The 22,835-nt window shown below is 67.3% G+C and carries 20 protein-coding genes; 12 read left to right on the top strand and 8 right to left on the bottom strand.

Annotation, left to right across the window (positions count from 1 at the left end; genetic code table 11):
- Window positions 1-10: 10 nt before the first annotated feature.
- Window positions 11-2,248: a heavy metal translocating P-type ATPase gene (locus tag EJO71_RS20525; RefSeq protein ID WP_125950193.1), complete on the bottom strand. Its 2,238-nt coding sequence runs from the start codon at window positions 2,246-2,248 to the stop codon at window positions 11-13.
- Between the two features lie 131 nt (window positions 2,249-2,379).
- Here EJO71_RS20525 and EJO71_RS20520 point away from each other — a divergent pair, with 131 nt between their 5' ends.
- Complete coding sequence (locus EJO71_RS20520; RefSeq protein WP_019653627.1) at window positions 2,380-2,574, top strand: cation transporter; 195 nt, start codon at window positions 2,380-2,382, stop codon at window positions 2,572-2,574.
- Window positions 2,571-2,972 (top strand): Cu(I)-responsive transcriptional regulator, encoded by a 402-nt coding sequence (cueR, locus tag EJO71_RS20515; protein ID WP_093300364.1) that lies wholly within the window; start codon window positions 2,571-2,573, stop codon window positions 2,970-2,972. Before EJO71_RS20520 ends, cueR begins: the two co-directional genes overlap by 4 nt.
- Before the next feature lie 109 nt (window positions 2,973-3,081).
- Here cueR and EJO71_RS20510 read toward each other — a convergent pair whose 3' ends face one another.
- Complete coding sequence (locus tag EJO71_RS20510; protein WP_125950194.1) at window positions 3,082-4,038, bottom strand: TerB family tellurite resistance protein; 957 nt, start codon at window positions 4,036-4,038, stop codon at window positions 3,082-3,084.
- Between the two features lie 566 nt (window positions 4,039-4,604).
- Between EJO71_RS20510 and creB the strand changes: the two genes are divergently transcribed.
- Together creB and creC are read left to right on the top strand one after the other, a co-directional pair.
- Window positions 4,605-5,396, top strand: a complete 792-nt coding sequence (gene creB, locus EJO71_RS20505; RefSeq protein ID WP_125950195.1) for a two-component system response regulator CreB — start codon at window positions 4,605-4,607, stop codon at window positions 5,394-5,396.
- Between the two features lie 124 nt (window positions 5,397-5,520).
- Window positions 5,521-6,960, top strand: a complete 1,440-nt coding sequence (creC, locus tag EJO71_RS20500) for a two-component system sensor histidine kinase CreC (RefSeq protein ID WP_125950196.1) — start codon at window positions 5,521-5,523, stop codon at window positions 6,958-6,960.
- Here the strand turns inward: creC and EJO71_RS20495 are convergent.
- From EJO71_RS20495 to creD, 5 genes are all read right to left on the bottom strand, one after another.
- Window positions 6,949-7,866 (bottom strand): acyl-CoA desaturase, encoded by a 918-nt coding sequence (locus EJO71_RS20495; RefSeq protein WP_125950197.1) that lies wholly within the window; start codon window positions 7,864-7,866, stop codon window positions 6,949-6,951. The two genes, creC and EJO71_RS20495, sit on opposite strands and share 12 nt — an antisense overlap.
- A gap of 11 nt (window positions 7,867-7,877) precedes the next feature.
- A complete protein-coding gene (locus tag EJO71_RS20490) occupies window positions 7,878-8,483 on the bottom strand; it encodes a hypothetical protein (RefSeq protein WP_125950198.1) in 606 nt (201 codons plus the stop codon).
- 97 nt (window positions 8,484-8,580) lie between these two features.
- Window positions 8,581-10,983, bottom strand: coding sequence for a PBP1A family penicillin-binding protein (locus EJO71_RS20485; RefSeq protein WP_125950199.1), 2,403 nt, complete (start codon window positions 10,981-10,983; stop codon window positions 8,581-8,583).
- Between the two features lie 16 nt (window positions 10,984-10,999).
- A complete protein-coding gene (locus tag EJO71_RS20480; protein ID WP_125950200.1) occupies window positions 11,000-12,292 on the bottom strand; it encodes a glycoside hydrolase family 3 N-terminal domain-containing protein in 1,293 nt (430 codons plus the stop codon).
- Entirely contained in the window at window positions 12,289-13,767 is a 1,479-nt protein-coding gene (gene creD, locus EJO71_RS20475) for a cell envelope integrity protein CreD (protein ID WP_125950201.1), read from the bottom strand. Before creD ends, EJO71_RS20480 begins: the two co-directional genes overlap by 4 nt.
- 202 nt (window positions 13,768-13,969) lie before the next feature.
- Here creD and EJO71_RS20470 point away from each other — a divergent pair, with 202 nt between their 5' ends.
- From EJO71_RS20470 to EJO71_RS20440, 7 genes are all read left to right on the top strand, one after another.
- On the top strand, window positions 13,970-16,030 hold the full coding sequence (locus EJO71_RS20470) for a VIT and VWA domain-containing protein (protein WP_125950202.1): 2,061 nt from the start codon (window positions 13,970-13,972) through the stop codon (window positions 16,028-16,030).
- Window positions 16,031-16,054: 24 nt separating this feature from the next.
- On the top strand, window positions 16,055-16,984 hold the full coding sequence (gene xrtQ / locus EJO71_RS20465; protein ID WP_125950203.1) for an exosortase Q: 930 nt from the start codon (window positions 16,055-16,057) through the stop codon (window positions 16,982-16,984).
- A complete protein-coding gene (locus tag EJO71_RS20460; protein WP_125950204.1) occupies window positions 16,965-17,537 on the top strand; it encodes a hypothetical protein in 573 nt (190 codons plus the stop codon). The genes xrtQ and EJO71_RS20460 overlap by 20 nt, the downstream gene beginning before the upstream one ends.
- A gap of 11 nt (window positions 17,538-17,548) precedes the next feature.
- Window positions 17,549-18,817: a biosynthetic peptidoglycan transglycosylase gene (locus EJO71_RS20455; protein ID WP_125950205.1), complete on the top strand. Its 1,269-nt coding sequence runs from the start codon at window positions 17,549-17,551 to the stop codon at window positions 18,815-18,817.
- Complete coding sequence (locus tag EJO71_RS20450; protein ID WP_125950566.1) at window positions 18,817-19,587, top strand: GNAT family N-acetyltransferase; 771 nt, start codon at window positions 18,817-18,819, stop codon at window positions 19,585-19,587. Before EJO71_RS20455 ends, EJO71_RS20450 begins: the two co-directional genes overlap by 1 nt.
- 84 nt (window positions 19,588-19,671) lie before the next feature.
- A complete protein-coding gene (locus tag EJO71_RS20445) occupies window positions 19,672-20,568 on the top strand; it encodes a pirin family protein (RefSeq protein ID WP_125950206.1) in 897 nt (298 codons plus the stop codon).
- A 185-nt stretch (window positions 20,569-20,753) separates the two neighbouring features.
- Window positions 20,754-21,329: a Spy/CpxP family protein refolding chaperone gene (locus EJO71_RS20440; RefSeq protein WP_125950207.1), complete on the top strand. Its 576-nt coding sequence runs from the start codon at window positions 20,754-20,756 to the stop codon at window positions 21,327-21,329.
- Window positions 21,330-21,419: 90 nt separating this feature from the next.
- Here EJO71_RS20440 and EJO71_RS20435 read toward each other — a convergent pair whose 3' ends face one another.
- Complete coding sequence (locus EJO71_RS20435; RefSeq protein ID WP_125950208.1) at window positions 21,420-21,848, bottom strand: serine/threonine protein kinase; 429 nt, start codon at window positions 21,846-21,848, stop codon at window positions 21,420-21,422.
- Between the two features lie 181 nt (window positions 21,849-22,029).
- On the opposite strand from EJO71_RS20435, the gene EJO71_RS20430 reads away from it, so the two are divergent.
- Window positions 22,030-22,827, top strand: coding sequence for an endonuclease/exonuclease/phosphatase family protein (locus EJO71_RS20430; protein ID WP_125950567.1), 798 nt, complete (start codon window positions 22,030-22,032; stop codon window positions 22,825-22,827).
- Window positions 22,828-22,835 lie beyond the last annotated feature (8 nt).

The following is a 22,835-nucleotide window of genomic DNA, read 5'->3' as shown; positions in this document are numbered from 1 at the left end:
CGCAGCAAACTCAGGGCTTCCAGCGCCGCAGCAGCAGCGCATTGGCCATCACGCTCACGCTCGACAACGCCATGGCCGCGCCGGCCACCACCGGACTGAGCAGGCCGAAGGCCGCGAGCGGAATGCCGGCCACGTTGTAGGCAAAGGCCCAGAACAGGTTCTGCCGGATCTTCGCTACCGTGCGTGCCGAAAGCTCGAAGGCCTGCTCCACCAGTGCGAGATCTCCGCGCATCAGCGTGATGCCGGCCGCTTCCATCGCCACGTCGGTGCCGCCGCCCGAAGGCGCCATCGCGATGCCCACGTCGGCCGCAGCCAGTGCGGGTGCATCGTTGGCACCATCGCCGACCATCGCGACGACGTGGCCGTTCTTCCTCAGCGCCGAAACCTGCGCCGCCTTGTCGGCCGGCAGCACGTCGGCGCGCACATCTTCTGCCGCGATACCGAGCCGCGCTGCCATGGCCTGCGCCGCACGCAGGTTGTCGCCGGAGATCATCACCACGCGCAGGCCGCGTGCACGCAGCGTGCGAATGGCTTCAGCGGCCTGAGGCTTGGGCTCGTCGGCGAAAGCGAGCAATGCCTGCACATGCGCGGCACCGGCTTCGTCGAAGCGCAGCAGCGCAGAGACGGTTGCGCCCTGCGATTGCAGGCGGTCGACTTCCGAGTCGTCGGGCATCGCGTCGAGCTCGCGGCACCAGCGCAGGCTGGCGATGGCCCATTGAACGCCTTCGACCTCGCCGCGCACGCCACGACCGGGCCAGGCCTGCATCGTGCCCAGTGCGGGAACCTGCAGGTTGCGCTGGGCAGCCGCCGACAGCACGGCCTTGGCCAGCGGGTGCTCGCTGCCGCCTTGCAGGCTGGCGGCTGTGGCCAGCAGCTGGTCTTGTGAAGCGCCTGCACCGGCCACGGGCACCAGCGCCGTGAGCACCGGATGGCCGATCGTCAGCGTGCCGGTCTTGTCGAACGCAACGGTGTCGACGCGGTGCGCGATTTCCAGCGAACGCGCATCCTTGATCAGCACGCCATGCCGTGCCGCCACGCCCGTGCCCGCCATCACGGCGACCGGCGTCGCGAGGCCCAGCGCACACGGACATGCGATGACCAGCACCGCCACGGCATGGATCAGCGCCGTCTCGATGCCGGCACCCGCCACCATCCAGCCCGCGAACGTGGCCAGCGCGATGAGCAGCACCACCGGCACGAACACGGCCGCCACCTTGTCCACCAGCCGCTGGATCGGCGCCTTCGCGGCCTGCGCGTCCTCCACAAGGCGGATGATGCGAGCGAGCACGCTTTCGGCGCCGATCGCGCTCACCTCGACGACCATGCGGCCGTCGCCGTTGACTGCGCCACCGGTCAGCGCATCGCCCGGCCCCTTGGCCACGGGCAGCGGCTCGCCGGTGAGCATCGATTCATCGACTTCGGACTGCCCCTCGATCACCCGCGCATCGGCCGGCACCCGCTCGCCGGGCCGCACCGCGAGGCGGTCGCCCACCATCACCTCGGCCAGGGGCACGTCGCTTTCCTTGCCGCGTGCACCGATCAGGTGGGCCACCTCGGGCCGCAACTGCTGCAATGCACGGATCGCCGAAGTGGCCTGGCGCTTGGCACGCGCCTCCAGCCACTTGCCGAGCAGCACCAGCGTGATCACCACCGCCGAAGCCTCGAAGTACAGGTGCGGCACCATGCCGTGGCCGGCATGCTCGCCGGTGGACGCACGCCACCAGAGCCAGAGCGAAAGGCCGAAGGCCGCGCTGGTGCCCAGCGCCACCAGCAGGTCCATGTTGCCTGCGCGCGCCTTCACCGCATGCCAGCCGGCGCGATAGAAGCGCGCGCCCAGCCAGAACTGCACCGGCGTCGCGAGCAGCAGCTGCACCCAGGGCGGCAGCATCCAGTCGAGCCCGAAGAGATCGCCCAGCATCGGCGCCATCAGCGGAATCGACAGCGCGAGGCCGATCGCGACCGGACCGAAGCCGGCCCATGGAGACAGCGCGGCTTCATCCGCGGCGCTGTCCGCCGTGCGAGGTTCGTAGCCGGCAGCGCGCACGGCGCGGCGCAGGCGGGCGTCCATGTCTTCATTGCCGCCCGTCACCACGCGGGCCGATTCGGTCGCGAGGTTCACGCTCACGTCCTGCACGCCCGGAACGTTCTTCAGGGCACGCTCGACGCGCATCACGCAGGAGGCACAGGTCATGCCGCCCACCGAGAGGTCGAAGGTGGAGATGGCGGGGTTCTGCTGAAGTTTTTCCATGTGCGAAGGCTAAAGGCTCACACCGTGTCAAGGTCAAGCAGCTGGTTCCAGAACCCCTGCGCTGGACATTGACATCGTGAGAGGGTTCAAACTGCGGCCTATCGATCCCCTCATTTTCAAGGAGCTACACGATGAGCCAGAAATTCCAGGTCACAGGCATGAGCTGCGGCCACTGCGTGAATGCAGTGCAGAACGCGGTGCAGACGGTGGATCCCGAGGCGCAGGTCACGGTCGATCTGGAAACGGGTCATGTCGACGTGCTGAGCGAACAGCCGCGCAAGGACATCGTGGCCGCCATCGAAAACGCGGGGTACGCGGTTCAATGACAGTGGGCAACGTCACCATCGGCGAGGCGGCGCAACGCTCGGGCGTATCGGCCCGCATGGTCCGCCACTACGAGGGACTGGGCCTGCTGCCGGCGGTGGCTCGCACCGAGAGCGGCTACCGCCAGTACGGCGAAGCCGACATCCACACGCTGCGCTTCATCAAGCGCTCGCGCGACCTGGGATTCTCGATGGAGGAAATCGCCGAGCTGGTCGGGCTGTGGAACAACCGGCGGCGCACGAGTTCGAGCGTGAAGCGCATCGCCGAGAAGCATCTCGGCGAACTGGAACAGCGCATTGCCGACATGCAGTCCATGCGCAACACGCTGGCGCACCTGGTTCACTGCTGCCACGGCGACGCGCGCCCCGACTGCCCGATCCTCGACGATCTCGCGAACTAGGTACTCCCCCAGGCTTCGCGCACTTCGTGTCGCTTCGCCTTCCCCCTCGCCGGGGGCAACACCTGAGGCCCGGCAAAGCCGGTTCCTCGGTGTTCCTGGAACTGACGGCTCAGGCGCCGCGGACGAGCGAGAGCACTTTGCCTGCATCCAGGGTTCGGGCCTTTTCCTGGATGGCGGGCAGGTACTGCGTCTGCAGGCTCTGGCCTTCCTTCACCACGCCGGAGAACGCGTCCTTCAGCATCTGCGTCGACAGCGTGCGGCCGCCGGCGTAGTAGCGCTTGGCGACGTGGCCGAGCGCGTAGGTCGATGCGAAGCTCATTCCCGAACTCACGGCCTGGTTGCCCAGTCCGCGCAGCAGGCCGCCGCCGACCTTGCCGAGCAGGCCCCCGAGCAGCTTGCGTCCGGCCTGTTCCAGGTACTGCGAAGTCAGGCCCACGCCGACCGTGGCCAGGAAATCCTTGATGTGGCCGCTGTCGAGCTCGTAGCCGTACGACTTGCCGATGCGGTAGACCAGCTTCATCTGCAACGGAATGATCGCCATGGTCGACAGCGTCTCGGGCAGCAGCTCGAGCGCACCGTTGAGGATGGAGGCGTTGAGGATCGACTTGTCGAGCTCGGCGGTGTCGGGGGTTTTCGGCGCCGAAGTGGCCGCTGCAACCGCGGTACCGGCGGCAGTCGCGGCGGCAGCCACCGGCACCGCGGCAATGTCTTCCGCCTGCTGCGAGAACGCCGCCGCGGATGCATCCAGCCCCAGCGACGTGCGCACATCCGCCAGGAACATGCGCTCCGCCTGCGACTGCGTGCCGTCCGCGTCGCAGACGCACACCGCCATTTCATAGGCGAGCTGCCTCGACTCGGGGCTCTTCAGTTCGCCCGCCACCGAGGCCAGCGACACGCGCTTCATCAGCACGTCCTGGTACAGCGTCGGCAGGTTCAGGCCGTCGGCCTGCGACAGGCCTTCCGCAATGCGCTTGATCTCGGCGCGTTCGCGCTCGTGCTTCTCGCCGTCGACGAAGGCCGCCAGCAGGCTCAGGGTCACGATCGACTTTGTTTCTGAAGGTGTCATGTTCGGTATTTCCGCAATTTCAACGACCCGTTGAGGTCGCGACCCGCGCCAGAAGGTTCCACCGCCCGTTCTCCCCACAAACCTTGGGCAACTCTGTGGATAACGTCGGCACTTCTGTGTAGGGGTCTTGCAAGCTGTTGATTTAAAAGGGGAATCCTTGCATTGCCCATTTTTTCAGCAATGAATTTCTCCGGGCAAAAACCGCCTTTCGCAGATTTTCGAAGGGCCGTCAAAGGACAAGTCTGGGGACATTTCTTGAACAAGGCATGGTTTATCCACAGGCCCGAAGGGTTACCCAATGTTGTCCATGTCGCGGGTACAAACCGGAAGCACGGCTGCGCACAGTGACAGCTGCATGACAAGTGCTTGTCGCATAACGAAAAAAGCGGCATGTCCACAGAAGGGTGCGACCCTTATCTACTACTACTAATTTGAATAAGAAGAATAAGAAGATGGGGAAAGGGAAAGCTGCGCCCGAAAAAAAAGCCGCGAACGGCCGCGGCGGTCCCGGAAGCCGCCGGACAAAACCGGTCCTCCCGGTTCCCTCCCCTCGCTAACATTCGCGGATGAGCTTCAAACCCCGGATCCTGATCGCCGAAGACGAATCGGGCATCGCCGACACGCTTCAATACGTCCTGAAGAGCGACGGATTCATCCCGGTCTGGTGCGCCACGGCCGAAGAGGCCATCGCCCAGTTCGCGCAGGAACCGCCTGCGCTGGCCATCCTGGACATCGGATTGCCCGATCTCAACGGTTTCGAGCTCTTCAAACGCCTGCAGGCGCTGAACCAGTCAATGGGCGGACCGGAGGTACCCATGGTGTTCCTGACGGCCCGCAGCGACGAAATAGACCGCGTGGTGGGCCTCGAGCTGGGAGCGGACGACTACATTGCCAAGCCGTTTTCACCGCGCGAACTGGTCGCGCGCGTACGGACCATCCTGCGGCGCAGCGCCAGAAACGGCTCAGGAGCCCCTGCAGCAGCCTCGGGCGCAAACCAAGGGGCCCCCCATCAAATTCCGGCCCACGCGTCCCCTGCGGGCTCTCAGGCGCCCGCAATGCCATTCGCGCTCGACAACGAACGCATGCAGATCCGTTATTACGGACGCCTGCTGGAGCTCTCCCGTTACGAATACGGCCTGCTGAGACTGCTGGTGCAGCGCCCCGGCCGCGTCTTCACGCGCGACGAACTGCTCGAGCTGGTCTGGGACGACTCGAGCGACAGCTTCGACCGCACGGTCGACGCGCACATCAAGACCTTGCGCGCCAAGCTCAAGGCGATCGCGCCGGAAGTGGAGCCGATCCGCACGCTGCGCGGTACCGGCTACGCACTGAACGAAGAGCTTCCGTCAAAGGCATGACACCGGCTCCGGCATGCCTTTTCGCGGAATACCGCGGAACCGGCCTTGCCGGGCCGCAGGTATTGCCCCCGGCGAGGGGGTTGGCGGCCACACGAAGTGGGCAAGCCTGGGGGAGAGCCAGGCCTTGACACGGCGCACGCGCATCTTCATCGGCATCCTGCTGATCTACACGGCGGGCATCGCCTTCCTGCTGTACCGGGTCGTTTCCGACATCGATCCGCGCTACCGCGAATCGGCGGAAGAATCACTGGTCGAGACCTCGCAGCTCGTGGCCAGCCTGGTCGAGCAGGACGTGATCGCCGGCGCCATCAACACCGCGCGGCTCGAACCGCTTTTCCGCACCGTCTACGCGCGCGAGTTCTCGGCGCAGATCTACAACCTGCACAAGAGCCGCGTCGAGCTGCGCGTGTACGTCACCGACCGCAACGGTCGCGTGATGTTCGATTCGCTCGGCAGGCACCTCGGCGCCGACTATTCGAAGTGGAGCGACGTGAGCCGCACGCTCGCCGGCCTGTACGGCGCGCGCACCTCGCGCGACGTCGACGGTGACCCACGTACCTCGGTGATGTACGTGGGCGCGCCGATCCGCTGGAACAACGAGATCGTCGGCATGGTCAGCGTCGGAAAGCCTGTGCAGAGCTTCGGCCAGTTCGTGGAAGACGCGCGCGGGCGAACCATCTGGGTCGGCGTGGGCTCGGCGTTGGCGCTGCTGCTGCTCACGTTGATCGTTTCGGTCTGGCTGGTGCGACCCTTCGGCCTGATCCGCGACTACTGGACCTGGGTGCGCGCCCAGCGCAGCCTGAGCCTTTCGCGCATGGCGCGGCGCGCGGTCGATGGCGTGCGCACCGGCTTCAGCGAAATGCGCGACGCACTCACTGGCCGCAACTACGTGGCCGACTATGTCCAGACCTTCACGCACGAAGTGAAGAGCCCGCTCTCCGCCATTCGCGGTGCCGCCGAACTGCTGCAGGAGCCGTCGATGCCGCATGCGGAGCGCGAACGTTTCCTGAAGAACATCGAACGCGAGACGCAACGCATCCAGGAAATCGTCGACCGCATGATGGAGCTCACCGCGCTCGAGACGCGGCGCGCACTGGACCGCACCGAGCCGGTGGCGCTGGCCACGCTGATCGACGACATCGCCATCAGTGCGCAGCCTGCCGCGGCCAAGCGCAACATCAGGCTGCTCGTGAACATCCGCAACGAGGCCAGCACCGAAGGCGACCCGTTCCTGCTGCGCCGCGCGATCAGCAACCTGCTCGACAACGCCATCGACTTCTCGCCGCGCGACAGCGAAGTGCTGCTCACGCTGGAAACGACATCGAAGCTCGCCCGCCTGAGCGTGCGCGACCACGGACCCGGCATTCCGGAATACGCGCAGGAAAAAGTCTTCGAGAAGTTCTATTCGCTCGCCAGACCGCACAGCCAGAAGAAGAGCACGGGGCTGGGCCTGGCATTCGTGAAGGAGATCGCGGCTTTGCATCACGGCCGCATCGATCTCGGCAACGCATCGCGCGGCGGCGCGGTGGCCACGCTCACCTTGCCGCTGCTGTCACATCACTGAAGAACGGATCTCGACGAGTTCGGGACGCGGCGGCAGCGATTCAGGCAGACGCAGGTCCCACACCAGGCCGACGCGCTCGAGCAGCCTGAGCATCCACCAGCCCGGATCCCATTCACCGGGCGCGAGTCCAAGCCGGGCCGAGCCTGGGAAAGCATGGTGGTTGTTGTGCCAGCTTTCGCCCATGGTCAGCAGCGAGGTCCACGGAATGTTGCGCCCTTGCACGGCGGCGCCGCGCACTTCGTAGTTCATCGCACCGTGGTTGTGAGCGAACCAGCCGATCAGCCAATGGCCCAGGACGCCTGCGGTGACGCGTGCGCATACACCCCAGAAAACGAAGGCCCAGCCGCCCCAGAGGTAGAAGATTGCGGCGACAGGCAACTGCTGCAGCATCCAGGTTCTTTCGAGCCAGTACAGGAAGCGATCGTTGGCAACGAGAGGTTCGATCCGGATACTGGGGGAGCGCGAGAGGTGCAGCTCGCAGTGAAGTTGCCACCAGGCATCGGTCCAGAAACCACGGCCATGCCGCAGGTAGTCGTGGCAGACAGGCAGGCGTTGCGCGTAGTCGCGCAACTCGTGCTGTCGAAGAATGCCCAACGGCCCCGCCAGGCCCACAAGAACGCCGCAATAGATCAATGCACGGCGCAACCATCGAGGGCACCGGAAGCTGTGATGAATCAGTTGGCGATGGCTGCCCAGCGAGTGACCGAAGAGCAGCACGAATGCTGTGCTGAAGACGAAAAGTGCAAAGGCGTCCCACCGAGGGAAGAAACAGCCGCCGACCAGCGCCGCGACGGCCATGCCGGAAAACCAGAGCGACTTGATGGGTGCATATCGAACTTCGCCTTCAGAAGAGAAGTCCCCTTGCCCTGCATGAACCCGATGGTGATCGAGACCTGTGGGCTGCATGGAAAGAAGCCTCAGCGACCGATCAGCGCGCAATAGGCTTCGCGCGTCTCCGGACTCACCGCACCGAGCGCCTGCAGGTACTGCGTCTGGTGCTGCCCGATCATGCGCGCCGATGCCACCGTCTTCGAGCGGCAATACCAGTGGCAGGTGTGCTGCATCAGGAACAGTTCCGCGGACATGGTGTATGCCTTGGACTTGGGCGTGCGGCTCGACTCGTTGCGCATCACGCCGGCAATGCCGCGCGCATGGATGAGCAGTGCCTGGCGCATGTCGAAGGTCGCGGCCGGAAAGAGTTGCGCGAACAGCGGGATGGCCACCGGCAGCTTGCTCACGCGCGTGATGGCTTCGGGCATGCGCGAGAACTCGGCAGCGAAGCTGTCGAGCTGGCCGGACAGTTTTTCCTCGGTGGTGTCGAGCAACAGCCAGATCTGGCGGCGGCGCTCGGCGTCGTCCTCGCCGAGGCAGCGCATATAGCCGGAGGTCAGGCTCTCCATCAGCTTCTCGATCTGGTAGCGGCCGAGATGGCTGGCCAGCACCGCGATGCGCATGCGCTGTTCCCTGGACTTGAGGATGTAGAAGCCGGCGGCGAAAAGTGCCACCAGGGTGAGAATTTCCATGGATGCGAGAAGAAGAAAAAAAGAGAAGGCGGGAGGCAGTACCGAGTGTAGGCACCGCGACCCGCCTTCTCTTTTCAACTTCGTGAAGAGAGCCTGGCTACCGGAAGAAATCGAGGATCCGGTTGCGCTCTTCAGGTGGAGGCGGCGCACCGACCGGTGCGCCGGTGAGTTCCTCGGCCGGCGGCGGTAGCGCGTCGCTGTTCTCCAGGCCCAGGCTCGCCACGTTGTGGCCCGGCGTGAAGTCGTCGAAGTACCACTCGCCGTCCATGTTCACCACGCCGGCGGGCTGCGCCGGCAGCGTCACGGGCACGCCCTGCAGCGCGGTCTGCATGTAGCCGGTCCAGATCGGCAGGCTCAGGCTGCCGCCGGTCTCGCCGCGCACGCCGAGCTGGCGCGGCGTGTCGTAGCCGACCCACGCAATGCCGACCATGGTCGGCTGGAAGCCGGCGAACCAGGTGTCGAAGGAGTCGTTGGTGGTGCCGGTCTTGCCGTAGAGGTCGTCGCGCTTGAGCGCCTGGTAGGCCTTGAAGCCGGTGCCGTTTCTCACCACGCTCTGCAGCAGCGAATCCATGATGAAGGCGTTGCGCTGCGGAATGGCGCGGCGGCTTTCGTCGAGCACCGGCGGCTCGGTCTCCATGATGACCTTGTCCTTCATGTCGGTGACGCGCGTGACGAGGTAAGGATTGACGCGGTAGCCGCCGTTGGCGAACACCGAGTAGCCCACCGCCATCTGCATCGGCGTAACCGAGCCGGCGCCCAGGCCCATCGGCAGGTTGGCCGGGTGCTTGTCCTTGTCGAAGCCGAACTTCGTGACCCAGTCCTGCGCATAAGGCGCGCCGATCGACTGCAGCACGCGCAGCGTGACGAGGTTCTTCGATTTCATCAGCGCGGTGCGCAGTGGCATCGGGCCTTCGTAGGTGCCTTCGAAGTTCTTCGGCTCCCAGGGCTGGCCGCCGTTGGCGCTGGCGTCGAAATACAGCGGCGCGTCGTTCACCACGGTGGCGGGCGTGAAGCCTTTTTCGAGCGCGGCGGAGTAGATGAAGGGCTTGAAGCTCGAACCCGGCTGGCGCCAGGCCTGCGTGACGTGGTTGAACTTGTTCTTGCCGTAGTCGAATCCGCCCACCAGCGCCTTGATGGCGCCGCTGCGCGGGTCCATGCCGATGAAGGCGCCTTCCACCTCGGGCAGCTGCGTGATCTCCCAGGTGTTCTTCGGCGTCTTCGCCACGCGGATCACCGCGCCACGGCGGATCTTGATGTTGGGCGGAGCCTTCGCGGCAAGGCCCGACTGGGCGGGCTTCAGGCCGTCGCCCGTGATCTGGATGGTTTCGCCGTTCGCGCGCACGGCGCTGATTTCCTTCGGGCTGACGTCGAGCACCACGGCCGCGATCACGTCGCCGTTGTCGGGGTGCTCGGCCAGTGCATCGTCCACCGCCTCGTCGACTTCCTTTTGCTCGGTCGGCAGGTCGACGAACTTCTCGGGGCCGCGATAGGGCTGGCGGCGTTCGTAGTCCATGATGCCCCTGCGCAGCGACTTGTAGGCAGCGACCTGGTCGGCCGCCACGAGCGAGGTGTAGACCTTCATGCCGCTGGTGTAGATGCTGTCGCCGTACTGCGCGTACATCATCTGGCGCACCGTCTCGGCCACGTATTCGGCATGCAGCCGGTTCGGATCGGCGGCGTCGCGCAGGTGCAGTTCTTCCTTCTTCGCGGCGGCCGCCTGCTCGGCTGTGATGAAGCCGGTTTCCTGCATGCGGTCGATCACATAGAGCTGGCGCGCACGCGCGCGTCGAGGGTTGGCCACCGGATTGTTGGCGCCGGGCGCCTTCGGCAGTCCGGCCAGCATCGCCGCCTCGGCGACAGTGACGTTCTGCAGCGGCTTGCCGAAGTAGATCTCGGAGGCGGCGGCAAAACCGTAGGCGCGGTTGCCGAGGAAGATCTGGTTCAGGTAGATCTCGAGGATCTGGTCCTTGGTGAGCTGCTGCTCGAGCCGCATCGCCAGCAGGATCTCGTAGGTCTTGCGGCTCACCGTCCGTTCGGAGGTCAGGTACACGTTGCGCGCGACCTGCATCGTGATGGTCGATGCGCCCTGCTTGCGGCCGCCCTTCAGGCTGGCGACCGCCGCCCGCAGGAAGCCTTTGTAGTCGACCCCGCCGTGGTCGTAGAAGCGCGCGTCTTCCACGGCAAGCACTGCGTCCTTCATGACCTTCGGAATGTTGGCGAAGGGCGTGAGGTTGCGGCGCTCTTCGCCGAACTCGCCGATCAGCTGGCCCTCGGTCGAATACACGCGCAGCGGCAGCTTGGGCCGGTAGTCGGAAAGCGCCGAGACGTCGGGCAGTTTCGGATAGATGGTGACCACCGCGACGATGGCCGCGACCAGCACCACCAGCGCGCCGGAGCCGACGGCGATGGCGCCCCAGCCGGCGATGCGCTTCCACGGGAGGCGGGGACCATTCGGCGCCGCGCCGTCGCCGGAAGGTTTGGAGTTTGAGCGTTTGAACATCGGAAATGCCTGTTGGCTAGCGAAAGGATTGGAGCCGCCGCGCGTTGCCGCGTTCCAGCATCCGGAAGTCGAGCGTGCCTTGCCGCGCAGCCTGCTGTGCGCAGTGCATGGCATCGAAATACTTGTCGTGGTCGAAGGCGATCAGCAAAAGATCCACGCCGGCATTCAGGGCGTGGACGGTGGCGTCGCAAAGACCGCGGTTGTAGGCCGCGCCCATCGTGAGATCGTCGGTGACGAGCAGGCCCTGGTAGCCCCATTCGCCTCGAATCACCCGCTGCACGATTTTGCGCGAGAAAGAGACCGGATATCCGGCATCGAGTTCCGCGAGGATGACATGGCCCAGCATGATCGCGGCATCCGAATGTTTCGACACGTCTTGAAACGGCTTCCAGTCGTGCGCGGCGAGCCGGGCGACCGGCGTGCGCAGTTCGGCGGCGAAATGGTGGGTGTCCTCGGTCACGCCGGCAAGGCCGGGAAAGTGCTTGAGCGTGCCGCGCACGCCCGCCGATTCGAGGCCCAGCTCGTAAGCGAGCGCCACCTGCGCGGTGACCGCCGGGTCGGTCGAGATGGCCCGTTCGTCGATGCGGGTGTGCAGGTCCCAGCGGCCCGGCGCGCGGCCGGTGCGCAGGTCGACCACCGGGCTGAAATTGAGCGTGATGCCCAGGGCGGCGAGCGCCCTGCCCTGCTGTGCGCCGTAGGCGCGGGCGCGTTGCGCGAGCTCGTCGTCGGGCAGGTCGGCATCGAGCAGCGAGGCGAGCGTGGGCTGGCGTTCGACCAGGGGAGACAGGCGCGAGACCGCGCCGCCTTCCTGGTCGGTCGCGACGATCAGCGGCGGCAGGCCGGCGGAGCGGCGCAATGCCTGCAGGCCCGCGATTTCGTCGCGGAGTTCGTCGGCCGTGCGGCCCCTGACATTGCGACCGGTTACGAAGATTCCGCCGATCAGTCCTTTCCTGGCCAGTTCGCGCAGGTTTCCCGCGTCGTCGTAGCCGACGATGAAGTGCGCGCCCAGCGCCTGTGCGAGCGGGCCTTCCGACGAATTCACCTCCGCGCGGTGCCAGTGCGAGGCAGCCTCGTTGCACAGCGTCGTGAGCAGGGCCGCGAACGCAAGTCCCAGCGCCACGGGGCGTAGCCTGCCGCGTGCAAGCCGCCACGCGACCATGACGGCGGCCACCAGCATTGCCAGCAGCAGCGGCACCTCCCATGCACGCATGAAGAGCAGGTGCGGGTCCTTCAGGTGCCAGGCCCAGAACCACAGCGTGGCCAGGGCCAGCCAGCCCGATGCACTCGCGATGACCCGCAACAGCCTCATGCTGCCTGAGCTTCCGGTGCCGTGACCGGCGTCGTTTCGGTGCGCCGCGAGAGCGCGTACCAATCGACCTTGCGCGTGACGAGCATCAGCGTGGCCAGCATGCCGAAGATCAGCAGCGCACCGAGCAGCAGCGCATTGCTTTCCGAAGCCAGCAAGCCATAGAGCGCCCCATACAGCAACGCCACGAAGGCGCCGAACGAAAGGCCGCGCCGCCAGCCGCCAAGCACCGCGCTGAAGTACACGGCCAGCAGCGCGACGCTCGCCGAGGCGGCACCCGTGTAGGCCATCCAGAAGGCGAACTTCTCCGACAACGCGAGCAGCAGCAGGAAGAAGAGCGCGATCGACAGGCCGACCAGTCCGTACTGGATCGGATGCAGGCGCAGCTTGCGGAACAGCTCGAACATGAACGCGGCCATCAGCACCAGTCCGATGAACAGCGCTCCGTACTTGCCGGCGCGGGTGCTCATCGAATAGACGTTGATAGGCTGGGCCAGCGATACGTCGAAGGTCTGCAGCGGGCCCATGTTGCGGTGCGTTGCAGGAGCGACGGTTGCCGCTTCGGCGCTGCCGGCCACGTCGGCCGGGCCGCCACGGCCCGAGAGGCCGGCGCGCACCTGTTCGCGTGCCGAGGTCACGAGAGACGACACGCGCCAGTGCGCGTCGAAACCCTGCGGCGTCACGCTGCGTTCGGCCGCGAGAAAGCGGCCGCCGAAGCTGGGATGCGCCCACGGCGAACGCAGATGCGCAGTCGTTTCCTCCGCGATGGGTGCGATGGCGAGCGTGTCCTGCCCGACCAGGCCCAGCTTCATCTCGAAGGGAACCGGCTTGCCGGCCTGCCAGGCTGCGAGCGCCGCGCCCGTGACGGGTGCGTGGATTCCGTTGGCGAAAGAGGCGTCGTCCGCCAGGCCCGGCACGCGCTGCTTGAAGCGCAGTGCCTCGCCGTCCATCGCGATCGTGGGCGAGCCGTCGAGGCCGCGCAGGTCGCTCACGTTGAAGGCGATGAGCGGAGCCTTGAATTCGATTTTCGAATCGGCTTCGCTGTGCGAAACGGCCTTGGGGTCGAAGGCCGCGAAGCCGCCGGTGAGCGTGGCGTCGAGCGTGTAGAAGGGAATCCTGAAGATGCCGCGGTAGCGCTCCTGCGGCGCCATCGAGCCTTCGACGTGCAGCTTGTCGGGGAACACCACGTGGGCCATCTCCTTGCTGCGCGGCTCCTGGCCGATCACCTTGCCCTGCGCGTTGCGCAGCGGTTCCATCCACTTCTCCACGTAGGGCACCAGCAGCAGCGGGCCGACCATCGTCTGGCGGCCTGCATAGGTGGCGGCGAGTTCGGAGGCTGCCTCGCGCTGGCTTTCGCCGCGGGCGCGGTTGATCGAATCGATCTCCCCCAGTGGAATGCACAGGAGCAGCAGCAGGAAGAACAGGCCGGCAACCTTGGCCAGCATGGAACTCTGGAGCGCCTTGAGCAGCTGAAGCATTTTTTCTCTCCTCGTCTGTAGCGAAGCCGCGATGCTCGTTGCGGCGCCAGAAGGCCGTGTGAAGCGCCTGCGCCGCCTCGCTTCACACAGACTTCACACAGCGGGCGCGGGCCACAGGCGACTTCAAGACGCCTTCCAACTGCCTTCTCGCGCGGTGACGAAAGTTGCGGCCGTGCAAGTTCGCACGGACAAGGACCCCGCCATGGATGCCCAAACCACCCCACGCCCCGGCCGCTGGCTCTGGCTCGCCACCGTGAGCCTGGCGACCGCGGGCTTCATCGCCATGGGCGTGCGCCCGGCGCACGCGCAGGAAGCGCCCGCCGGGCCGCGCCTGAAGACCGAAAGCCCCTACTTCTTCGTGAAGAGCGACGACCCTTCGGTCGACCGCCTGCCCCTGAAGGGCACCGAGGTCTCGGTGAAGATCTCGGGCGTGATCGCCGACGTGACGGTCGTGCAGACCTACCGCAACGAAGGCCAGCGCGCCATCGAAGCAAAGTACGTGTTCCCCGGTTCGACCAAGGCGGCGGTGAGCGGCCTTAACGTGCGCCTGGCTGACCGGCTCATCACCGCGCAGATCCGCGAGAAGCAGCAGGCGCAGATCGAGTACGACACCGCCAAGAAGGAAGGCAAGACCGCCGCGCTGCTCGAGCAGCACCTGCCCAACGTGTTCCAGATGAACGTCGCCAACATCCTGCCGGGCGATGACGTGAAGGTGGAGCTGCGCTACACCGAGCTGCTGGTGCCGCAGTCGGGCAACTACGAGTTCGTGTTCCCGACCGTGGTCGGGCCGCGCTACAACTCGTCGCAATCGGAGAACGCGCAGGCCAAGTGGGTTGCCCAGCCTACGTTGCGTGCAGGCGCGGACGCCGGCACCAGCTTCAGGCTCAAGGCCAGCATCGACACGCCGATGGGCATCAAGGAGATCCGCTCCGCCACGCACGCCATCGACGTGAAGAAGAGCGACGAGGACCAGCACGCCGACATCGTGCTCACCGCCGACGGCCGCCCCGCCGACAACCGCGACTTCGTGCTCGACTACCGTCTCGCGGGCGAGAAGATCGAATCGGGCCTGATGCTCTACAAGGGCCAGGGCAACAACGCGGAGAACTTCTTCCTCGCGATGGTCGAGCCGCCCAAGGCCGTGGCCGCCAGCGCGATCTCTCCGCGCGACTACATCTTCGTGGTCGACATCTCGGGCTCGATGCACGGCTTTCCGCTCGACACCGCGAAGACGGTGCTCGAACGCCTGATCGGCGGCCTGCGCCCGAGCGACACCTTCAACGTGCTGCTGTTCTCGGGCAGCAACAAGATGCTGTCGCCGAAGTCGGTGCCGGCCACGCGCGCCAACATCGAGCAGGCGCTCTCCACCATCAAGAACTACAGCGGCAGCGGAAGCACCGAGCTCATCCCGGCGCTCAAGCGCGTGTACGCCGAGCCGAAGGAAGAGAACGTGTCGCGCACGGTGGTGGTCGTGACCGACGGCTACGTGACGGTCGAGCGCGAGGCCTTCGAACTGGTGCGCAACAACCTCTCGAAGGCCAACGTGTTCGCCTTCGGCATCGGTTCGTCGGTCAATCGCAGCCTGATGGAGGGCATCGCGCGCGCCGGCATGGGCGAGCCCTTCATCATTACCGACCCGATCCAGGCGCCCGAACAAGCCGCGCGCTTCCGCCGCATGGTCGAGTCGCCGGTGCTCACGAACGTGAAGGCCACCTTCGGCGGCCTCGACGTTTACGACGTGGAGCCGCAGGCGCTGCCCGACGTGCTCGGCGAGCGCCCGGTGATCGTGTTCGGCAAGTGGCGCGGTGAAGCCAAGGGCCGCGTGATCATCGAAGGCCAGAGCGCGAGCGGCCCCTATCGCCAGGAAGTGCGCATCGACGACCGCACCCGCCAGGACACGGCCGCGCTGCGCACGCTGTGGGCCCGCCACCGCATCCAGAGCCTGAGCGACCAGGAAACGCTGGAAGGCGGCACGGCCTTCAAGGAACGCATCACCGAGCTGGGCCTGAAGTACAGCCTGCTCACCCAGTACACGAGCTTCATCGCCGTCGACAAGGTGGTGCGCAACGTGGCGCCGCAGGACAGCGTGGGCGTGAACCAGCCGCTGCCCCTGCCGCAAGGCGTGAGCGAGCTGGCGCTCGGCGCCGAGGTGCCGAGCACGCCGGAGCCCGAATCGCTGGGTGCCATCGCCGTCGTGCTGTCGATGCTCGCCATGCTGCGCCGCCGCGCGCGCCGCAACGACGCGCGCCGCTTCACCGCCTGATCCATAAATACAGAGAGAAGAAGAATGTCATTGGCAATGCTCGCCCACCGTCATCCGCGCATCGTGGACTGGGGCATCCACATCGACCGCACGCCTGCCGCCGGCTGGATCGGGCTGCAGTTCGTCGCGCTGATGCCCACCTGGGTCTGGATGGCCCAGCGCATGCGCGACGGCTCCGACGATCCGCTGGGCCTGCTGGCGCTGGTCGCCCTCGCCGCGTTGGCCTGGAGCCGCCGGCGCGAGCTGCGCGCATCGCCCCGCCTGGGCTGGCTCGCGCTGGCCGGCGCGGGCACCGTGCTCGCGACGCTGCTGCGCACGGGGCTCGGTTTCTTGCCCGCGCTGCCGCCGCTCGCGGCCGGGCTGGTGGCGGTGCTGTCGCTGGCGTGCGGGCTGCTGGCTTTCCTGCCGCGCCGCGTCGCGGCACTGCCGGTAGCTGGTCTCGCGGTGCTCGCGCTGCCGCTGCTCTCGTCGCTGCAGTTCTATGCCGGCTATCCGTTGCGCGTGGTGACGGCCGAGGTCAGCCGCTGGCTGCTGGCGCCGGGCTCCGACGTGGCGCGCGAAGGCGCGAGCCTGGTCGTCGACGGCAGGCTGGTGATCGTCGATGCGCCCTGCTCGGGCGTGCAGATGGTGTGGCTCGGCTACTTCACGGCCTGCGCGGTCGCGCTTTGGGCTTCCCGCAGCGGCCGGACCTTCATGCAGCGGCTGCCGCTGGTCGGGCTCTTCGTGCTGGCCGGGAACATCGTGCGCAACAGCGTGCTGATCGCCTTCGAAGGCGCCGGCCACCCGCTCGCGTCCTGGGCGCACAACGCGCTGGGCCTGCTGGTGCTGGCCGTGGTGTGCGGTGCCATCGCCCGGCTGATGGTGCCGGCCCGTCCCGCGCCCGAACCCGCCGAATTGCCCATTCCGGGCCTGATCACCACCCAGGGAGGCCGCCATGTCGACACCGTTCTTTGAGCGCTGGTTTGCGAACCATTTCATCAATCGCATCGGCCACAAGACGGCTTTCGCACTGGCGATGCTGCTGTGCATGCTGTGGTCGGCCACTGCCGCCCTGCGCGTGCCGGCTGAAGCGATGCCACCCGCCGTGGCGTCGCACGAGTGGCCCAGCCAATGGGACGGCGTCGCGCTGCGCCCGCTGGCCCTGAGCGACGTCGAGCAGCGCTTCGCCGACCGCTTTCCCGGCGCCATCGGCCGCATGACCGACGGCACCCAGACCCTGGTGATGCGCGAGGTGAGCCAGCCAACGCGCATGCTGCATCCGGCGACGGACTGCTATCGCGCGCTGGGTTATCGCATCGAGCAGGCGCGGCTGGAACGCGACGCACAGGAGCGCATGTGGCGCTGTTTTGTTGCTCAACGGCACGGAGCGCAAAAAATCCGCGTCTGCGAGCGCATCGTCGATGCCCAGGGCACGGCTTTCACAGACACTTCAAGCTGGTACTGGGCAGCGGCCAGCGGCCAATCGCATGGGCCGTGGCAAGCTGTCACCCTGGCGAGACCGATCTGAGAAACGTGCCTGTGAAGAAGACCCTGCGATTCGTGTTTTTCGGGCTGCTGGCCCTGGTCATTACGGCCTGCGTGGCTATCTTTTTGATAGTCAAGCTGGCGCTCGCGCCGACCGCGGGCGAGTGGAGCACCACGGGGAAGGCGGGACCGCTGAACTTCGAGATCGGCGTGCCGACGGCGGTGCGCGTCGCCACCTCGACGTGGTTCGCGCCCTACCTCGACGGGCGCTCGCTCGATACCCGCTTCGGCACCGTGCGCTTCGCCTGGAAGCCGGCCGGCGAACTGCTGGAGATGCAATGCGCGCCCTGCAGCGCCGAGGTGCCGGCGCTCGGCACCCAGCCGATCCGCGTCGAGCGCCTTGTCGCCACCGCGAAGCGCGACGGCAACACGCTCAACGGCACCTTCGAGGCCACGCCGCAGGGCACCGACGCCACGAAGCTGCAGGGCAACTGGGACGGCAGGCTCACGCCGAAGAACATCCACCTGAACGCCAGCGTGCAGGACGCGCCCATCGCGCGCTGGTACGCGGTGCTGGTGCCGGCCCTGCCCGAACTGCCGCGCGCGCGCATCGGCGGCACGCTGGCGCTGCGCGGCCAGCTCGTGCTGCCCGAGGCCACCTTCGCGGTGCAGCCGGCCATCAGCCAGTTCACCGTCGAGGGGCTGGGCACCGAGGCCATGCTCAACGCGCGCACCAGCTGCGGCCCGTCGGCGAAGCTGGCCAACGACAGCTGGCTGGCGCGCGCCGTCATTGCCGCCGAAGACCAGCGCTTCTTCACCCACGGCGGCTACGACCTGACGGAAATCCTCGCCTCGATCGACAACAACCAGAAGCCCGGCCAGGCACGCCGCGGCGGCAGCACGCTCACGCAGCAGCTGGCCAAGCTGCTCGTGACGGGCAGCGACCGCACCGCCGAGCGCAAGCTGCGCGAACTGCTCTACGCGGTCGAGATGGAGCAGACGCTGGGCAAGGCCCGCATCCTGCAGCTGTACCTGGACAACGCACCCTGGGGCGGCAACCTCTGCGGCGCCGAGGCCGCGGCGCGGCGCTACTTCAAGCGCAGCGCGCGCACGCTGGAGCCGGCGCAGGCCGTGTGGCTCGCCGCCATGCTGCACAAGCCGCAGGCCGTGCTCGAACAATGGCGCCGCGACGGCCAGATCGACGCAGACCGCATCAAGTGGATTGCCGAGGGCATCCGCGGAATCAGCCGCAACCAGCGGGAAGTGCTGCTCAAGGGAGTGGCGGCGGCGAAATTCACGGCGCCGGAGGCCGTCTCGCAATGATGAAAACTGTTGCCCTGACCGTTCCCGACATCGAGGCCATCGAGCGCGCCACCATCGCGGCGGTGTCGCCCGACCTGACCGAGGAACTCGACGGCTGGCTGCTGCCCTTCGCCGGAGGCACCGTGAAGCGTGCCAAGTCGGCCGTGCCGCTGCACCGCAGCTCGGTCGATCAAGCCACGCTGGACCGCATCGAGGACCGCTACGACAGCCGGCAGGCGGCACCCGCTCTGCGGCTGGCCGATGCGGCCTGCTTCGACGGGCTGCGCACCGAACTCGAGCGACGGCACTACATCGGCGACAGCCCGACCTGCGTGCAGGTGACTTCGGTGCGGCGCATGCGGGAGGTGGTCGCCCAAGGCGGCGCGCTGGCAGACGTCGACCGCGCGCCCGATGCCGCCTGGTCGGCGCTGTTCCTCGGCGAAGGCTTCGACCCGGTGGATGGCGCCCATCGCGTGCGGATGCTCTCGCGCGCCAAGGGCACGCTCTATGCCAGCGTTCGCGAAGGCGGCCGCACCGTGGCGGCAGGCGCGATGGCCTTCGGCCACGGTTGGGCCAGCGTGCACGGCATGCGCACCGATCAGGCGCAGCGCGGCCGGGGGCTGGCGGGGCGCGTGCTCGCCGGGCTGGCGCAGGCGGCGGCGGAACGCGGCTTCGAGCGGGTGTTCCTGCAGGTCGATGCCAGCAACCACGCGGCGCTTGCGCTCTACCGCCGGGCCGGCTTCGAGACGCGGTGGAAATACAGCTACTGGCAGCGCCAGCAGTGGCCCTGACGCTGAAATCTGCCTGGATATCTCGGGCTGCCGGCTGACAGCGCGCAGGTGGCGCGGCGAGCGCGTTAGTGCCACCATGGACGCATGACGAACGCCAACCACCACGCCAACCACCCCACCGATCCCGTCGCCACGCCGCGCGGCATCGACCACATCGTGGCCGGTGTTTCCACCAGCGACGGCGACGGCGTGAAGCTCACCCGCGTGCTGCAGCAGCCCCTGCAGAAGCGGCTCGATCCCTACCTCATGCTCGACGCCTTCGGCAGCGACAACCCGGGCGACTACATCGGCGGCTTTCCCAACCATCCGCACCGCGGCTTCGAGACCGTCACGTACATGATCGCGGGCCGCATGCGCCACCGCGACAGCGCGGGCCACGAGGGGCTGCTCGAAAACGGCGGCGTGCAGTGGATGACCGCCGGCCGCGGCCTCGTGCACAGCGAGCTGCCCGAGCAGGAAGAAGGCCTGATGGAAGGCTTTCAGCTTTGGCTCAACCTGCCCGCAAAGGACAAGATGCGCGAGCCCTGGTATCGCGACATCCAGAGCGAGGAGATTCCCGAGTTCACCACCACCGGCGGCGCGCGTGTGCGCGTGATCGCGGGCGCGAGCCACGGCATCGAGGGCGCCGTGCGGCGTGCCCACACCGAGCCGCTCTACCTGGACATCGAACTGCCGCCGGGTGCGGAATTCGCGCAGCCCCTGCCGGACGACCACAACGCGCTGGTCTACGTGTTCCGCGAATCGCTGTGGATCGCGGGCAGCGAGATCCCGACGCGGCGCATGGCGATCCTGGCCAACGACGCGGGCAGCGACGGCGTGGTGCTGCGCGCCGGCGCGACCAACCACAGCCCGGCGCGCGCGCTGCTCATCGCCGGCAAGCCGCTGCACGAGCCGATCGCGCAGTACGGCCCCTTCGTGATGAACACGCCCGAGCAGGTCCGGCAGGCGGTGCACGACTTCCAGAACGGCAAGCTGGGCTGAGGGAACGGCGCAGGCCAGGGCTGCAATGGTGAATAAGTCACGCGAAGGCCCGTTCCCAAGGCCCGCAGTTCATCATTCTTTACGCAAGCTCACGCCGGGCTAACCGACGCGATACAGACCTCTTCCACACTTCGTCTCACCTGCTGCCCATCGGCGGCGGGCTTCTTCGAAAGGAAGCACTTCTCATGATTTCTCTTCGCCAACGCATCGTCTGGGCCAGCCTGCTCGGTTCGGCCGCCCTCGCCTCTTCGGGCGCCTTCGCTCAAGCGCCGGCAGCCGCTCCCTCCGCAGCCGCGCCCACCGCCGCGGTGGCCCAGGCCGACGGCGCTGCCGCCGCTCCCAAGGCGCAGCACAAGCGCATGGATCCCGCCAAGCGCATGGAGCGCATGCAGGAGCACCGTGCCAAGCGCCTCGCCGCCCTGAAGGACAAGCTCAAGCTCACCTCGGCGCAGGAAGGCGCATGGAGCACCTTCACCACGGCGACGCAGCCGCCCGCCGGTCCGCGTCCGCACATGGACCGCGCCGAGTTCGCCAAGCTGACCACGCCGGAGCGCCTGGAACGCATGCAGGCTCGCCAGGCCGAGCGCAGCGCGATGTTCGCCAAGCGCGCCGATGCCACGAAGACCTTCTATGCCACGCTCTCGCCCGAGCAGCAGAAGACCTTCGATGCCGAGACCGCGCACTTCGGCGGCCCGCGTGGCCACGACGGTCACCGCGGCCATGACGGCCAGCGCGGCGCGCCGGCACCCGCCAAGAGCTGATCTCCGCCATCGATGCGCCGGCGACGGCGCCATCGACGACAAAGCCCGCAACGCTTTCGCGCTGCGGGCTTTTTTCTTTGGGGCTCGTCGCTACTTCGGCGTGCCCGTCCTGTCCGTCGGGTTGGTCACCACGTCGGGGCGTTCGCCCTTCTGGCCGAACTGGGGCTTCACCTTGCGCCCGGTCTGGCTGACCTCGGCGCGCGACATCTCGCCGGTCGGCTGCGGCATGGCGTTGGGCTGGTGGTTGACGGTGGTGGTCGCCTCGCCCTTGGGCACCATGCTGTTGGCGTTGTTGCGGTTCTGCGCGCGGGCCTCGGCCTTCACCGACTCGCGCGACAGCGGCATCGAGTTGTCGGGGCGCTGCGGCGGATTGGCGACGCCGGCCGGCGTCATGGTGCTGGCCTCGCCGCCCACCGACGGATCGGGCTGGGCTGGAATGGAGGTGGTCTGCGCGCTGGCGATGCCTGCTGCGCCCAGCAGCGCGGCGAGAACGGTGGCGTGGAAAGCGGCTTGTTTCATGGGTGTGCTCCTTGTCTGTCGGATTCACCGTAGGAGCTCCGCAATTCCGCCCGTGTGGGGTCGCGGCAGGCCTGCCTGTAGGAGCCGGCCGCCCGGGCGTGAAAGTGGCGTTGGATAGGCGCGAGAAGGTGGCGCGTTCCTACAGTCAGGACGGGCGCGGCAACGTACAACCCGCATGACGATGTCTTCCTCGCCCATCATTCCCGACGCCGAGCCGGCGACGCCGCTCGTGCCGGCCTCGCTCAAGGTCATGACGGTGAACACCCACAAGGGTTTCACCGCGCTCAACCGCAGGTTCATCCTTCCCGAGCTGCGCGATGCCGTGCGCACGGTGGGGGCCGACGTGGTGTTCCTGCAGGAGGTGCTGGGCACGCACTCGCGCCATTCGCGCAGGGTGAACAACTGGCCCGAGGCGCCGCACTACGAATTCCTGGCTGACACGATGTGGCCGCAGTTCGCCTACGGGCGCAACGCGGTGTACCCGAAAGGCCACCACGGCAACGCGGTGCTCTCGAAGTTCCCGATCGTGCATTTCCGCAACCACGACGTGTCGGTGAGCGGCCCCGAGAAGCGCGGCCTGCTGCACTGCGTGCTGCGGCTGCCGGGCCGCGTCGTCGACGTGCATGTGATCTGCACCCACCTCGGGCTGGCCGAGGGGCACCGGCAGCAGCAGCTGGAGCTGCTGTGCCACATCGTGCGCGACGAGGTGCCCTCCGATGCGCCGCTGATCGTGGCGGGCGACTTCAACGACTGGCGCGGCCGCGCGCACGACATCCTGGAAAAAGGCGCCTCGTTGCGCGAGGTGTTCGTGCACGCCACCGGCCGCGCGGCCAGGACTTTTCCGGCGCGCTTCCCGGTGCTGTCGCTGGACCGCATCTACGTGCGCAACGCCGGTGCGCACGCGCCGGTGGTGCTGCCGCGCCGGCCGTGGTCGCACCTGTCGGACCATGCCCCGCTGGTGGCGGACATCGACCTGTGAGCGGGCAC

Source organism: Variovorax sp. 679, assembly GCF_003952185.1.
GTDB lineage: Bacteria > Pseudomonadota > Gammaproteobacteria > Burkholderiales > Burkholderiaceae_C > Variovorax.
Note: the sequence above shows the minus strand (reverse complement) of the source record. Positions and strands in the feature narration are given on the sequence as shown.